This is a genomic window from Weissella muntiaci (genome assembly GCF_008107635.1).
Taxonomy (GTDB): domain Bacteria; phylum Bacillota; class Bacilli; order Lactobacillales; family Lactobacillaceae; genus Weissella; species Weissella muntiaci.
Map to the genome: position 1 here is coordinate 1 of NZ_SDGZ01000012.1, position 13,899 is coordinate 13,899.

Consider the following 13,899-nt stretch of genomic DNA (forward strand, 5'->3'; position numbering starts at 1 on the left):
CAACTTACGGGGTTCACATCATAGATTAATTTCTACTTGGCGGGGCTTTTTTTTGTTCTAATTTGTTATTTTGCCAATTTTGAGCATTTACAACTTAGTTTCGAGTTTAATTATTTCCATATTGATGGTTTTAAAGATAATTAATTTCAAGAAAACACTTTACAAACCGTACTATATATAGTATTATTAATATATAGAAAGGAGGAGGATATGAGATACAAACCTAAACACGCCAAGCGCAAACAAAAAGAGCCTTGGTCAAGGTCAGATAAGTTAACATTAGTAGGTGTAGGAATCTCGCTAATCGCACTTATCAAAGAGTTGCTTGCATAGGGCTCTTGTCAAAGAAAGGTCAGAGATGACCTTCCTTTGGTGTATCCATATTAACATATAATTATGAAGAAATTTAATAGAACAGAAAAGTTACTTACTTTGATGATAGTTATCCAAATAATCACTTTAATTGTGGGGTTGGTAAAATAATGTCCGAAAAGAATACTCAGACGGAGCGCAACAAGCGCTGGCAAGAAAAGAATAAGGAACAAGCTAAGTATTTGCAGTATCGTAGTTATGCACGGTCATTCATCAGAAACTTAGCGACTGATGATGATATAGAAGAACTAAAACAATTAATGGCAGAACGCGAATCGGGAGAGCAATAAAAAACGCCATTCAAGATAGAATGACGACATTACTCGATGAGGGTTATTTTAGAATCTATTCATAATAGGTAGCGTTTGAATTTCTAATGAGATTCAGATGCTTTTTTTACTTACAAAAAGTAGTGAGTCCCCTAGTGAGTCCTTTGCATAATACAACTAATTTCGATGTTGATATACCGGCGTTTGTAGGCACAAAAGTGCGTTATATTTTGACACGACCGATTGGAGCCAGTTTTGCGGATTATTTTGGCTATACTTGGCAACATGGTGTAGTTGGGTTGCCATTAATGAGCTTGATTTGGCTGGTGTTGCTGATACCTTTTTTGGTCTATTTTGTTTGGAATGAACACCTGTCGAATAGGATGAGATGATCTAAAAGGCGCTACTGAATTAACAGTAGGGCTTTTTAATTTGTCGCCTTAGAGGGAAAGACTATCCTAAAGGGGCTAAATTTTGGTAAAATAACACTTGATTTTAAAGGAGGTTGGCGCCATGAGCGAACTGATTAAATTAGTGAATGTATCTTATACATATCCTAATAACGCAGTGCCAGCATTGAAAAATTTAAATTTAACAATTAATCAAGGCGAATGGGTGGCGATGATCGGCCATAACGGTTCGGGCAAGTCGACCTTCGCCAAGTTATTAAATTATTTATTGGCGGCCGATAGTGGCGATATTACAATCGCTGGTGTTAAGGTTGAACCAGACAACCTTTGGACAATTCGTGATTTAGTGGGGATGGTTTTTCAAAACCCAGACAATCAGTTTGTTGGGGCAACGGTTGCTGATGATGTCGCTTTCGGCATGGAAAACCGCGGAATAGACCGGGCAACGATGCTTGAACGGGTGCAGGAAGTCCTGAAATTAGTTAAGATGACCGATTTTGTGGATCGTGAACCAGCACGCTTGTCCGGTGGCCAGAAGCAGCGTGTGGCAATTGCCTCGGTTTTGGCGATTCAGCCACAAGTACTTATCTTAGACGAAGCGACTGCAATGCTTGATCCGCAGGGGCGGCGTGAAATGATTGCGATTGTTCGTGAGCTGAAGGCACGTATGGGTGCAGACTTAACTGTAATTTCAATTACGCATGATATTGAGGAAGCTGCCAGTGCCGATCGGGTGTTGGTACTTGATGATGGTAGTTTGATTAACAGTGGCCGACCTGCTGAGATCTTTGCAGATGCTGCAATCTTACGCGAGCATGGGTTGGCAGTGCCGTTTGCTGAGGAATTAAAAGCTCAGCTAGCACAAAGAGGGATTGCCGTGCCAACGGAGTACTTGACGATGGAAGGAATGGTGGCTTGGTTATGGCAATCAATTTCAAAGAAGTAGGCTTTACTTATCAATTAGGAACGCCTTTTGCCACGCCAGGGCTTCACGATGTTAATTTTACAATTGCCGAGCATAGCTTTACGGCGGTAATTGGGCATACAGGCTCAGGCAAGTCGACAATGGTGCAACATCTGGACGGACTGTTAATTCCAACCAGTGGGGTGATCGAGCATGGCGAGGTGACAATTGAGCCAGACATGCGTCCACGTGATTTAAATCAAATGCGGGCGCACGTTGGGCTGGCTTTTCAGTTTCCAGAAGCACAACTCTTCGAGCAAACCGTTTTGAAGGATGTGATGTTTGGACCTAAAAACTTTGGTAGAACAGAAGCAGAGGCGCGTGATGCGGCGGTCAAAGCTTTACGTTTAGTTGGCATGGCAGCCGAGTTTGATGAGCGAACACCGTTTGATTTATCAGGTGGACAGATGCGACGTGTGGCTTTAGCGGGAGTTCTAGCAATGGAGCCAGATTTGTTGATTTTAGATGAGCCAACAGCAGGACTTGATCCAGCAGGACAGACAGAATTGATGAATTTATTCGCAACTTTGCAACGTGAACAGGCACTAACAATTGTCTTGATTACGCACCAAATGGAATATGTAGCAGAATATGCTGATCAAGTGATTGTCTTTGAAGGTGGTACAGTTGTGCGGCAAGGAACGCCACAGGAAGTCTTTGCGGATGCCGATTGGTTACACGAACGCCAATTAGATGTGCCGTTAGCGCGGCAGTTTGCTGATCAATTGGCACAAAAGGGCATCGTGCTGGAGCATGTACTAGATATGAATCAGCTAGCAGATCAACTGGCTGAGCGTTTAGGAGGCGGAAGGCATGTTTAATAATATGATTATTGGGCGGTATATGCCTGGAAATTCATGGATTCATCGCCTGGATGCACGTGTCAAACTGATGTTGAGTGTATTCTTTGTTCTGGCAGTCTTTATTGCAAACTCAGTTGTCGGTTACATTATCGCAATCGTCTTTGCGGCACTGGTAATTCAACTAACTGGTTTGGGCGTGCGTGTGTTTGCCAAGGGACTCCAACCGTTAATGTGGTTAATGCTTTTTACGGTAGGGCTTCAAATTTTATTCATTAAAACAGGGCATGTTTGGTTTCAATGGGGCTTCTTATCGATTACCTCGGATGGATTGACTAACGGAGTTGCAATTTTTGTGCGTTTTACCTTGATCATCTTTTTTTCGACGGTATTAACGCTGACGACACCGCCTTTAGGTGTGGCAGATGCATTGGAAGTTTTGATGCAGCCTTTGAAAGTGATCAAAGTACCGGTCGATGATTTGGCATTGATGGTTTCAATAGCGTTACGCTTTGTACCGACTCTGATGGATGAAGCAGAGACAATCATGAATGCGCAAAGAGCTCGAGGGGTTGAATTCAACGAAGGTAGTATTGTGAAACGCGTACGAGCATATGTGCCATTGTTGATCCCGTTATTTGTTAATGCGATTAAACGCGCAATTGAATTGGGCGATGCGATGGAAGCCCGTGGTTATCGTGGTGGCACACAACGCACTAAGTACCGTGTATTAACGTGGCATACACAAGATACGGTCGCAATGTTAGGATTTTTGGCTTTTGCCCTAGTCCTAATATTGGTGCGTGTAATGGGCTGGTAAAAGCTTGATAAAATGGAGGAAATTATGCCGCGATATAAGGCATTGATAAAATATGATGGTTCGGAGTTTTTCGGTTGGCAAGTCCAGCCGGAGAAGCGGACGGTACAGGGCGAGCTTGAAAAAGTTGTAAATATGATGGCACGAAACCCAGACCAGTGGATTCGGGTGCAAGGGTCAGGCCGAACGGATACCGGAGTTCATGCGCTGGCACAGGTGGCACACTTTGATTTTCCTTTTGATGTTCCAACTGAGGGGCTCCGAAAAGGGATGAGTTCAAAATTGCCGTTTGATGTAACTGTTACGGCGGTGGAGAAGGTTTCCGATGATTTTCATGCCCAGTATAGCGCTCATGACAAAACTTACTGGTATCGCTTCTCAACGGCCGAATTCAAAGATCCATTTAAACATAAGTACACGGGCCACTGGCATCGCAAATTGGATGTTGATAAGATGACCGCCGCAATTGGTGACTATGTTGGAGAACATGACTGGGTGAGTTTTGCGGCGTCTGGTTTCCAAGCTAAGACAACTGTGCGGACAGTTTATAGTGCAAAGATGTCGGTTCATCCTGAAGATGAAGAAATTTGGTTTGAATTCTCGGGAAGTGGCTTTCTGTATAATCAAGTTCGCATCATGGTTGGCGTGCTCTTGGAGATTGGGAATGGCGTTCGACCGGTTGATGACATTCAACGACTTTTCACAGTTAAGGATCGGCAGGAGGCTCGTTTTACGGCACCAGCATCTGGTTTATATCTAAAGTCGGTTGATTATTGATCGCAAATGAAATGAATGTTAAAAATTAGCCAAGAGAAACGATTAATATAGTGATTGTGCATTGACGGTTTATGAAGAAACTAGTAATATAGACAACGGTATTGTTTACCAACCGCAATGGGAATGTCCTGGTACGACTTTTTAATTATAGGTAAAGTAAACAAACAGAATTATTGGAGGAATACGCCATGCGTACAACTTATATGGCAAAGCCAGGCGAAATTGATCGCAAGTGGTATGTCATCGACGCTACTGATGTAGCTTTGGGACGTCTATCAACTGTCGTAGCATCAATTTTGCGTGGAAAGAACAAGCCAACTTTCACACCAAACGTAGATACAGGTGACAACGTAATCGTTATCAACGCCGAGAAGGTCGCTTTGACTGGAAAAAAGGCAACTGACAAGATCTACTATCACCACTCAAACCACCCAGGTGGATTGAAAGAGCGTAAGGCTGGTGATTTGCGTGAGAAGAACCCACAACGTTTGATTGAGCTTTCAGTTCATGGAATGTTGCCAAAGGGAACTCTTGGTCGCCAACAAGGTTTGAAGTTGCATGTTTATGCTGGTTCAGAGCATAACCACGCAGCCCAAATGCCTGAGATGTTGGACATCAACAAGCTTATCTAAACTAGCGAAAGGAGAAAGTAAAATATGGCTACTGTACAATATTACGGAACTGGTCGTCGTAAGAACTCTGTTGCACGTGTACGTTTGGTACCTGGTAACGGAACGATCACAATCAACGGTCGTGACCAAGGACAATATGTTCCTTTCGCAAACTTGCGTGAGGTTATGATTCAACCATTTAACGTAACTGAAACTCTAGGAAACTATGATGTATTGGTTAACGTTAACGGTGGTGGATTCTCAGGTCAAGCTGGGGCAATCCGTCATGGTATCTCACGTGCCTTGTTGCAAGTGGATCCTGACTTCCGTGCTGCCTTGAAGGCTGCTGGATTGTTGACTCGTGACGCTCGTATGAAGGAGCGTAAGAAGCCAGGTCTTAAGAAAGCCCGTAAGGCTTCACAATTCTCAAAGCGTTAATATTTGTATTTATTACAGTATTGTCGAATTTGGGTTTTATGAATTTGATTTTGAAAAGCGCATTCCGTGTTGAGCGGAGTGCGTTTTTTTGTACTTAGGTAGGTCATAATAACTTGCCATATATTAAATTTAGAGTGTCTAGATATTATATTTGATTGTTGGAGATGAAAATATATGATAGATTATAATTACCAGTGGATAAAACATGGATGAGCAGACATGTGTTCCATTGACATATCAATAATTGATTTCAATAGAGAAATCAAGAACCATTGGACAGGTGAAACTGCTAGCAGAAAGACCGTTCATGGCAAATGATGAAAGTAAGATGACTAAGACTAACATAACTGTTTGCTCCTTTGAGTTGATAATTTCATTATGAATTTAGCACAAACTTGAATTGAAGTATCAAAACTGCTTAGGAACATTGATACAAACGAGTATGACCCCGAATGTGAAATAGTGCTTCACTGTCATACTCGTTTTTCATTTGGTTTTGAAAGGTGAAGATATGATAGACGAAAGTAGAATTGATGAATATTATTTATCTCAGAATAATTTCTGGCATTTTGATTTTAGAATCCCAAAAAGATTAATGGGAAAGTATATATCTTATATTCAAAGTCCAAAAAATATAGCTAATTATCGTTTTTATCCGTTTATCAGATATTATAAAGTTCTCAAGAAAAATGATGGTGAAAAAATTCATATTAAGAAAAGGCCAATTACGGTAGCCAGTCACCATGATGGCATAATATATAAGTATTATGGTGAGATTCTATCACTAAAATATGAAGAATTTCTTTCAACAAGAGACCTAAATGATACTGTAACGGCGTATATGAAGTCTGACGCCAAGGTGAATAGATCAAATACATATTCCGCAAAGGAAGTTTTTAAGACAATATCAGATTACAAGGACGCTTATATAATTAAAGGTGACTTCAAAGGTTTTTTTGATAATCTGGATTGGATGGTACTGAGGAGTCAAGTTTCAACGATTTTGGGAACAGCAGGATTAACAGACGATTGGGAAAGCGTATTAAAATCATTAACTGATTATCGTGTCGTTGAGGATGAATACTTGAGAAAGATAATGATTAACGAACTTTCGCCCAACGGTGCCAGATTTAAAAATAGAAAAGCATTGGGTGACTTCGTTAAGAAGAGGAAAAAGATCTCTCATAGAAGGATATTTAAACATAATGTGAAGGGAATTCCTCAAGGAACAGCATTAAGTGCAATCCTAGCTAATGTATATATGTTGGAATTCGACCAAAGCATGATGAGGTTGATGAAAGATCTAAATGGTATGTATCGTAGATATTCGGATGATTTCATTATAATTTTGCCCAGAAATGGTATGGATGATTCGAAAATTTCTATAATTAGTGATGAAATAATTAATATGAGTGAATCAATGCTAGGTCTAACCATTGAGAAAAGTAAGACAAGATTGCTTTATTATAATGGGACTGAAATGGAAGATGTAAAACTTAAAAGACGGACAACGTTAAGTTATTTGGGTTATCAATTTGACGGGCTAACGATTTCGTTGAGATCAAAAAGCATATATAAATTTGTATATAGAGGTAAGAAAGCCACTAATTACGTTATACGTGATGAACACGATATTAAAAAGGTAAGTACTCTATCCATTAGAGAAATTGATGAGATGCCAATCTATAAATATAAATATAATGAGGTTTACGGCTTATATAGAGTTCTAATCCAAGGGGAGGAGGCTGATCATCGGAGGAAGCTGTATAGGGAAGTTAAAAGCAGATTACTAACATCTAAGAAATTCTATGTGAAAAATAAGAATGTATCTAAGTATTTGGTGCATAGAGTTGAGAAGCAGAGAAATCTTTTAGAGTTTCACGGAACATTTATGGATTACGCTGTAAGATCAGATAGAATTATGGGCGAAATTGGGAACGGTACGAAGTCGGTGATACTGAAACAAACGCTGAGAGTAATTGGAAAAAATCAGAGGAGATTAGCAGAAGCAAGAGAAAAAATAAATGCTTGGGATTAGCAAAATTGATCATATTTTGAAAGCTGATGTATTTCTTAGTGTGGAACAAAGGGGAACGTTTCGTTTAACGGTTAGATGAAGGGAACTTATAATATGGTGGATCATGAATCTAGACGAAATGCCTGCGATAAGTATGTTATTGCTGATTGTTAATTGAGAGTTTTGTGTGGCAAGTTATTTATCCGATTGATCACTTGTTGGCGTAGCAGTCCGAATAATTTGCTGTTTCAGTATCTTATAGTATGTATTTCTGAATCAATTCGTTCATTCCTTGTTTCGTGTGAATTTGGCGAATTAAATTAACATTAATTCTTTCTGTTATGTGAAATAGAAACTTTCGCTTTTTGTGTTATCGAATATAGAGGTGGTTCATCACTGAAAAAGCCAGCCAGATTTTATCTGACTGGTTTCTTTGTGTTAATCATCAAAACTAAATCGCAACACCATCTTCTCTGACCCGCTTCGAACCATCTTTCCCAACAATTCAGTCTGCTTAGTCAAAGCAATCTTAGCAAGTCGTTCGTTAGCCTCAAATAATAATCCAGTAACATCAGCATCCCCATGCACAACGCTATCAACTTCGTGGTGTACCGCATGATAAGCACTCATTGCTTCCAACGTATAATTATCACGCATATCCATATAGAACTCATAATTAGTATCGCCCAGCAATGCCGTAGTAGCGCTCAACCAATACATATTCGTTGGATCAAAGGTATCTGTCGCATCTCGATAGCAAGCCGGTGTGTCATTGACGTTCGTATAAAATGGAACAATCGTATTAAATGTATTCGCCCCAAAAGCAATCCATTGCACACCAGCGATTGAAGCTGGTACGTTATTTCGAACTTGAAGCACGTGAACATTATGGTTACGGTTAATCCCAATTGGACGGAATTTCTTACGATCACTAGCATCACCATGCCCGTAAGGATCATATTTTGTATTCTCAAAGTGGCTACTCAAAACATATTTCACATCTTCAATGGTGATCTTACGGTTTGCGTAGGCAATAAAAGGTAAATCCTGCTCACCTGGTTCATAATCTTTTTCAACACTAGGAGTGAAATGCTTCTGTCCAAACCAAGTCCGGGGATTATTATAAATCGTGTCCTTGATAGAAGCTGATCCAAAGATATGGCGTAGATTGTAGCCTTTGAAATCAGGATTAAGTTGATTTCCATCAATAAAGTCCTTCAAATCATCGGAAGCTAGTGAATCTGGGCTGGCAAAATCAAACTGATCAATATTCATACGATTTGGTGCGATCACATAAGCGTCGTCAGGAATCCGGACGGCTGCCCAATGATGGCCACCAATGGTCTCTAACCACCAAACTTCTTGATTATCGGAAAAGGCGATCCCGTTTGGCTCATAAGTACCAAATTTAGTTAGTAATTCACCCAGGCGGATAACACCTTCCCGTGCTGAATTAATGTAAGGCAAGACAAGTGTAACCAAATCTTCCTCACCCATTCCAGCTTCAACATAGGGATCTAATCCCAATACGCGTGGGTTAGTAGTGATAGTCTCAGTTGCAGACATCGTCACGTTTTTACTGTTAATGCCGGCGGCGGGCCATGTTCCGTTAACTAAATTTGCGTTTGGAATTGATGTATAACGCAGTGGATTATCTGGCAAATCTAGCTGGAGGCCAGAAAGAATCGCTTGATAATGACGCGGTTGATCTGCTGGATGAACAACCACGAAACGTTGTGGATCAAGTGCCTCGTGTCCGTCGTCATTTCTAGCGATCATCGTTGAGCCGTCTAACGATGCGTCCTTACCAACTAGAATTGTTGTACATGAACCTTTAATCCGATCTGCCATGTTAATCATAATGAAATCCCCCTAGTGAGCTTTCTTTCAATTCTACGCTTCTTGCTGAATGATGAACGATAAATTCTCGGGAAGCATTAGGGTGAGTACAAGTGGGGATGGCGAGGATTGAAGTTGATAAGAAAATAATATTATTCAAATTTGTGTAACTATTTTTAGGTTGCATGTGAATAAAATCCCTTATATAGACTTTTTTAACCCTATTTATATATGTTATACTTATCTATAGAATATGGAAATTGGTTAGAAAGTAGAGGGAGATTATGTATTTAAAAAGATTTATACAGTTATTGGTTGTGTTTATTATTTCATCAATTCTTTGGGTGTGGTTGTATCAGAGCAACTTTTTAGGAAATCAACTAGCGAGTTTTATTGTAGCAATGACCATTGGTTATGGATTGCTAGTATTGCCACTGGTTGTGCTGACCTTGATGAAGGGACGTCGTAAAGCAGAGAGTGTAGGGAGTTATGGCGAAGCGGGGCGTTTAACGAAAATATTGAATGAGTTACCAGGGTATATTGTTTTTACTTGGCAAGACGAGCATGCTAATCCAGCTACAGCGATTATGAGTTTTGTGCAATCTTCGCGATCTGAGAACGTATTTTACATGGTCACTGAACCTCAAAGTACAAAAGCACATGACTTATTAAGACATCAACAGCAGGTTAGTTTTACGACTTGGTTTAATGAGCTAAGTCAAGGGATGCGGATTTCATCAAATAAAGCGCGGGTACAGACTTTGCAGAATGAGAAGGCGCAGTTATTAGTTGAGACAGAGCCCAACATTTTAAACCTACATGAAAATGCTGCCAACATGATGATTTTGAAAATGACGGTGGATTCAGTTCTTTATGAGGATTTCAAGGGCAAACGCTGGACAATGGCATTTAAGTAATCGAAGATGCTTGCTTAATTTAACAAGATGCAGGATTGCTGAAAATTGTCTAGAATTGAAAACGCTCGATTAGAATGCGATAATGGGATGACAATATAATATTCTTACTAGGGGAGGCTATGCCTGAGACAAGTAATTGGACCCTTTGAACCTGATTAAGCTAGCACTTGCGTAGGGAAGTAAATTTATCATTCTTCGATCAAAAAGATTGGGAAATAAATTTAGCCAAATTGGGTTTTTAACTTGATTTGGTTTTTTTGTGTCTTTTTCTGGTAAGGAAGCAATCGAAACGAGGGTGGAATATGACATTTGCAAAACGAGTTCGGGTAGCACAACCGTTGATCTTGAATCTAGCTAATTCAGTCACACAACAGCGTGTAGCTGATGTAATCAGCTATGTCGGTGGCTCACCATTGATGACAACTTCAATGGATGAGCTGGAGGAGTTATTAGGAATTTCAGATGCACTGGTGCTTAACATCGGCACGATCAACGATAATCTACTACCACTTTATTTAGAAGCTGGTAGGTTAGCGAATCAGATGAATAAGCCAGTAATCTTAGACCCGGTTGCAGTTATGCTCCCTTATCGAGGAAGAGTTGTAAAAGAATTGCTGGCAAAGATAAAATTTGCAGTTATTTGTGGAAACGCGTCAGAGATTGCTTGGTTCGCACAGACTAAGCTAGCGGGTAAGGGAATTGATGCTTTAGTAGCACAACCAGATCGAGACATTGTGAAGTTGGCGGCAAATAATACGGGCGCGGTGATTGTCCAATCGGGAGTGACCGATGTCCTTTCTGATGGACATGAGATTTTAACGGTGGAGGCACAAAGCGACTTGTTCAAAGTTAATGTAGGTGCTGGGGATATGTTATCAGCGTTGATTGCGACATATTCAGCAGTTACAGAAGATTATTTTGGTGCAGCCTTTGCTGCGACAAAATTATTTGGTGAGAGCGGACAGTTAGCGGAAATATTAGTGGATCATCGACCAGGGTTGTTCATTGATGAACTTTTAAATCAATTACATCTAAGTAAATAGGGACTGAGGAAAGAAAATATGAAAGAAGTTGCGCAGGTAGTAACGATTGCTGGAATTGACTCAAGTGGGGGTGCCGGAGTCAATGCAGATTTAAAGACGTTTCATAATCAAGGTGTTTATAGCGCGAGTGTTATTACTGGGTTGACTGCACAGAATACATTCGGAGTACAGGACGTTTTGCCAACGCCGGCGAAATTTATTGCTGAACAATTTGATTCGGTTTTTGGTGATTTGAATGTCAAAGCTGCTAAGACCGGGGCTTTGTTTGATGATCCAACGGTTAAGGAAGTTGTTGTTAATCTCAAACGACAGCATGTGCAAAATTTGGTGGTTGATCCAGTGATGGTCGCTAAAGGTGGCGCAAAACTTCTGACAGATGAAGCAATTCATTCAGTTAAAACGCTCCTATTTCCGCTTGCTGAATTGATTACACCGAATTTAACCGAAGCAGCAGTTTTGGTTGGATATGAGTTGGTGGATGAAGGAGCTATTCAACGTGCTCTCCACGATCTACAAGCGATGGGGGCAAAAAATGTCTTGATCAAAGGTGGTCACGGTCAAGGTAAAAAGATTCGAGATGCTTTGCTATTAGCAGATGGACGTATCCGCTATTATGAAAGTGAGCGGATTGAAACTGAGCGAACACATGGTACCGGTGATACACTTTCATCGTATATTGTGGCTGGTCTAGCACAAGGAAAGACCTTAGAGGCAATCATGCCAGCGGCGAAGTTATTTATGCAAAGAGCAATTGCAGACGGTATTGCAGTTGGTCATGGTCATGGACCGTTGAATCATTGGGTTAAGGGGTAAAAATGGAACGTAATATATTAAGGCGTTATCTGGTTGCTGGACCGCAGGATTTTCCGGGACGTTCATTAGCTGAGGTTACTGAGCGTTTGCGGCTCCTGCTGAATAGTGGCATTACAACCTTTCAATTTCGAGATAAGGGAGCTGTTTATGCTAGTGCGGCTGAACGGTTAGCCTTCGCCAACCAAATTCGCCAATTGGCTGATGAGGCACAAGTCATGTTTATTATGAATGATGATGTTGCCCTGGCTAAGGCAGTTAATGCAGACGGATTACACATTGGTCAGGCCGATACAAGACTTGTGGAGGCACGCCAAGATCTTCCAGCAAGTATGCTGATTGGATTGTCAGTTCGAAATGCAGTAGAGATGCAGGCAGCGCAGGCAAGTGGAGCCGACTACTTAGGTGTAGGGCCAATCTTTCCAACTCGTTCAAAGAGTGATGCCGCTCCTGCATTAGGGATCGACGGCTTGGTGAACATACTAGCTTTAAATGAGTTGCCAACAGTTGGGATTGGCGGAATTGCCCTGGATAATCTTAGTTTGTTGTCTAGAACGTCGCTAGATGGAGTCGCTGTTATATCAATGTTGACGCGTAGCAGAAATCTCGATAAGACAATTGACCAGTTTAAAAGATATTGGTAAATCTTCAAAAAGTTCATGGTTCTGCACCAAAATCGCCAGAGCAAATTCATACTTACTTGAGACAATAATTTTGTAAATGTACTGATTGTGTGAACGACAAGGAGGTAGATATGCGAAGAGATTTAGGACCACGAAATAATTGGAATCCGTTTGATTGGTTTACCGATAATGCCCCGGCAGTAAATCATATTCACGAGAGCATGCGGACGGACGTGCATGAGACAGAATCACAATATGAATTAGTTTCAGAGTTGCCTGGAATGACAAAGGAGGACGTAACCTTACGTTATCGCGATGACATTCTGACAATTTCTGCTCAAAAACATTCATTTGAGGATTATGAACATGGGGACATGATTCATACTGAACGGTCTACGCAACAAATGGCACGTTCATTTCAAATTCCGCGGATCGATGAGGACAAGATTACTGCAACATTGAAAGATGGTATTTTAACAGTGATTTTGCCAAAGGATGATCGGGAACCTGAACTTGATCACGGTAAAAAGATTGAGATTGATTAATGCATAATTAAAGACCAGCAAGCATGTCGCTAACTGGTCTTTTTTCTTGTTGAGCCTATTTGTTATATAATGATACAGAGAAATTTAATCGATTCGAGGGAAGATAATGCTAACAAGTTATAAAGAATTACTTGAGAAATATAACCCAGCAGTACCGGAAAAACTCCGTTTGCCAGTGAGCCCGAAAGAAAGTAGCGTTATGGTCGGTGACGCTGATAGCACAATGGATGTAAAGTTCAATGGGGATGAAGTTAGTCAAATAACCTTTGAACTTGATGATGATCAGGTTGAAGGTGTCTATTATCAAATGTTTGTTAAGGGTCTTGAAGGTGGTATGGGCTGGTCATCATCGAGTTTCTATCAGGCAATGATGGCAACTCTTGAAGATCATGCTACACATAAAGGTGTTAATCAGTTTGGAGTCGAAGCAACTCATAGCTGGGATGCTGGTCGGATTACGGTTGTTGTTAGTAAAGATTAACAGTTAAAACCATGTGAATGACGAATTTACATGGTTTTTTAATTTTCCTATTGACTTTCGTACAAGCATCCTGTAATTTAGATTAAGTTGTTTCGGCGATGAAAAAATACTTGAAATGTTCAAAAAAAATTCAATAATTTAGGTTATTGACAGTATGAATTAATTC

General features: G+C 40.5%; 16 protein-coding genes and 1 riboswitch. Of the genes, 15 read left to right on the top strand and 1 reads right to left on the bottom strand.

The window, feature by feature from the left end; translation table 11 throughout:
• Window positions 1-210: 210 nt before the first annotated feature.
• The 9 genes from ESZ50_RS11910 (at window position 211) to ESZ50_RS04110 (ending at window position 7,496) form a co-directional block, all read left to right on the top strand.
• Window positions 211-333: a hypothetical protein gene (locus ESZ50_RS11910; RefSeq protein ID WP_281282876.1), complete on the top strand. Its 123-nt coding sequence runs from the start codon at window positions 211-213 to the stop codon at window positions 331-333.
• Between the two features lie 149 nt (window positions 334-482).
• On the top strand, window positions 483-662 hold the full coding sequence (locus ESZ50_RS04075; RefSeq protein WP_148621909.1) for a hypothetical protein: 180 nt from the start codon (window positions 483-485) through the stop codon (window positions 660-662).
• Window positions 663-1,154: 492 nt separating this feature from the next.
• A complete protein-coding gene (locus ESZ50_RS04080) occupies window positions 1,155-1,997 on the top strand; it encodes an energy-coupling factor ABC transporter ATP-binding protein (protein ID WP_148622333.1) in 843 nt (280 codons plus the stop codon).
• Window positions 1,973-2,836: an energy-coupling factor transporter ATPase gene (locus ESZ50_RS04085; protein ID WP_148622334.1), complete on the top strand. Its 864-nt coding sequence runs from the start codon at window positions 1,973-1,975 to the stop codon at window positions 2,834-2,836. The genes ESZ50_RS04080 and ESZ50_RS04085 overlap by 25 nt, the downstream gene beginning before the upstream one ends.
• Window positions 2,829-3,635 carry an energy-coupling factor transporter transmembrane component T family protein gene (locus tag ESZ50_RS04090; RefSeq protein ID WP_148622335.1) on the top strand — a complete coding sequence of 269 codons (807 nt, stop codon included), beginning with the start codon at window positions 2,829-2,831 and terminating at the stop codon, window positions 3,633-3,635. The genes ESZ50_RS04085 and ESZ50_RS04090 overlap by 8 nt, the downstream gene beginning before the upstream one ends.
• Before the next feature lie 24 nt (window positions 3,636-3,659).
• Window positions 3,660-4,409, top strand: a complete 750-nt coding sequence (truA, locus tag ESZ50_RS04095; protein ID WP_148622336.1) for a tRNA pseudouridine(38-40) synthase TruA — start codon at window positions 3,660-3,662, stop codon at window positions 4,407-4,409.
• A gap of 188 nt (window positions 4,410-4,597) precedes the next feature.
• Window positions 4,598-5,041 (top strand): 50S ribosomal protein L13, encoded by a 444-nt coding sequence (gene rplM / locus ESZ50_RS04100; protein ID WP_148622337.1) that lies wholly within the window; start codon window positions 4,598-4,600, stop codon window positions 5,039-5,041.
• A gap of 24 nt (window positions 5,042-5,065) precedes the next feature.
• The gene (gene rpsI / locus ESZ50_RS04105) at window positions 5,066-5,458 is read left to right on the top strand and encodes a 30S ribosomal protein S9 (protein WP_148622338.1); all 393 of its coding nucleotides are present in this window, start codon (window positions 5,066-5,068) and stop codon (window positions 5,456-5,458) included.
• A gap of 511 nt (window positions 5,459-5,969) precedes the next feature.
• Window positions 5,970-7,496: a reverse transcriptase domain-containing protein gene (locus tag ESZ50_RS04110; protein ID WP_187387543.1), complete on the top strand. Its 1,527-nt coding sequence runs from the start codon at window positions 5,970-5,972 to the stop codon at window positions 7,494-7,496.
• A gap of 417 nt (window positions 7,497-7,913) precedes the next feature.
• Here the strand turns inward: ESZ50_RS04110 and ESZ50_RS04115 are convergent, their stop codons facing one another.
• Window positions 7,914-9,326 carry a C69 family dipeptidase gene (locus ESZ50_RS04115; RefSeq protein WP_148622346.1) on the bottom strand — a complete coding sequence of 471 codons (1,413 nt, stop codon included), beginning with the start codon at window positions 9,324-9,326 and terminating at the stop codon, window positions 7,914-7,916.
• 272 nt (window positions 9,327-9,598) lie between these two features.
• Between ESZ50_RS04115 and ESZ50_RS04120 the strand changes: the two genes are divergently transcribed.
• The 6 genes from ESZ50_RS04120 to ESZ50_RS04145 all read left to right on the top strand — a co-directional run bounded on the left by ESZ50_RS04120 (window position 9,599) and on the right by ESZ50_RS04145 (window position 13,733).
• A complete protein-coding gene (locus ESZ50_RS04120) occupies window positions 9,599-10,231 on the top strand; it encodes a pyridoxamine 5'-phosphate oxidase family protein (protein WP_148622340.1) in 633 nt (210 codons plus the stop codon).
• 99 nt (window positions 10,232-10,330) lie between these two features.
• Window positions 10,331-10,426: riboswitch (TPP riboswitch) on the top strand.
• A gap of 107 nt (window positions 10,427-10,533) precedes the next feature.
• Window positions 10,534-11,274, top strand: a complete 741-nt coding sequence (gene thiM / locus ESZ50_RS04125; protein ID WP_148622341.1) for a hydroxyethylthiazole kinase — start codon at window positions 10,534-10,536, stop codon at window positions 11,272-11,274.
• 18 nt (window positions 11,275-11,292) lie between these two features.
• On the top strand, window positions 11,293-12,087 hold the full coding sequence (gene thiD / locus ESZ50_RS04130) for a bifunctional hydroxymethylpyrimidine kinase/phosphomethylpyrimidine kinase (RefSeq protein WP_148622342.1): 795 nt from the start codon (window positions 11,293-11,295) through the stop codon (window positions 12,085-12,087).
• 2 nt (window positions 12,088-12,089) lie between these two features.
• Entirely contained in the window at window positions 12,090-12,728 is a 639-nt protein-coding gene (gene thiE, locus ESZ50_RS04135; protein ID WP_148622343.1) for a thiamine phosphate synthase, read from the top strand.
• Window positions 12,729-12,838: 110 nt separating this feature from the next.
• The gene (locus ESZ50_RS04140; RefSeq protein WP_148622344.1) at window positions 12,839-13,252 is read left to right on the top strand and encodes an Hsp20/alpha crystallin family protein; all 414 of its coding nucleotides are present in this window, start codon (window positions 12,839-12,841) and stop codon (window positions 13,250-13,252) included.
• A 106-nt stretch (window positions 13,253-13,358) separates the two neighbouring features.
• A complete protein-coding gene (locus tag ESZ50_RS04145) occupies window positions 13,359-13,733 on the top strand; it encodes a hypothetical protein (protein WP_148622345.1) in 375 nt (124 codons plus the stop codon).
• Window positions 13,734-13,899 lie beyond the last annotated feature (166 nt).

Coding starts and splice junctions, on each gene's coding strand:
- ESZ50_RS11910 (WP_281282876.1), top strand. CDS start 211: ATGAGATACAAACCTAAACACGCCAAGCGCAAACAAAAAGAGCCTTGG.
- ESZ50_RS04075 (WP_148621909.1), top strand. CDS start 483: ATGTCCGAAAAGAATACTCAGACGGAGCGCAACAAGCGCTGGCAAGAA.
- ESZ50_RS04080 (WP_148622333.1), top strand. CDS start 1,155: ATGAGCGAACTGATTAAATTAGTGAATGTATCTTATACATATCCTAAT.
- ESZ50_RS04085 (WP_148622334.1), top strand. CDS start 1,973: ATGGCAATCAATTTCAAAGAAGTAGGCTTTACTTATCAATTAGGAACG.
- ESZ50_RS04090 (WP_148622335.1), top strand. CDS start 2,829: ATGTTTAATAATATGATTATTGGGCGGTATATGCCTGGAAATTCATGG.
- truA (WP_148622336.1), top strand. CDS start 3,660: ATGCCGCGATATAAGGCATTGATAAAATATGATGGTTCGGAGTTTTTC.
- rplM (WP_148622337.1), top strand. CDS start 4,598: ATGCGTACAACTTATATGGCAAAGCCAGGCGAAATTGATCGCAAGTGG.
- rpsI (WP_148622338.1), top strand. CDS start 5,066: ATGGCTACTGTACAATATTACGGAACTGGTCGTCGTAAGAACTCTGTT.
- ESZ50_RS04110 (WP_187387543.1), top strand. CDS start 5,970: ATGATAGACGAAAGTAGAATTGATGAATATTATTTATCTCAGAATAAT.
- ESZ50_RS04115 (WP_148622346.1), bottom strand. CDS start 9,326: ATGGCAGATCGGATTAAAGGTTCATGTACAACAATTCTAGTTGGTAAG.
- ESZ50_RS04120 (WP_148622340.1), top strand. CDS start 9,599: ATGTATTTAAAAAGATTTATACAGTTATTGGTTGTGTTTATTATTTCA.
- thiM (WP_148622341.1), top strand. CDS start 10,534: ATGACATTTGCAAAACGAGTTCGGGTAGCACAACCGTTGATCTTGAAT.
- thiD (WP_148622342.1), top strand. CDS start 11,293: ATGAAAGAAGTTGCGCAGGTAGTAACGATTGCTGGAATTGACTCAAGT.
- thiE (WP_148622343.1), top strand. CDS start 12,090: ATGGAACGTAATATATTAAGGCGTTATCTGGTTGCTGGACCGCAGGAT.
- ESZ50_RS04140 (WP_148622344.1), top strand. CDS start 12,839: ATGCGAAGAGATTTAGGACCACGAAATAATTGGAATCCGTTTGATTGG.
- ESZ50_RS04145 (WP_148622345.1), top strand. CDS start 13,359: ATGCTAACAAGTTATAAAGAATTACTTGAGAAATATAACCCAGCAGTA.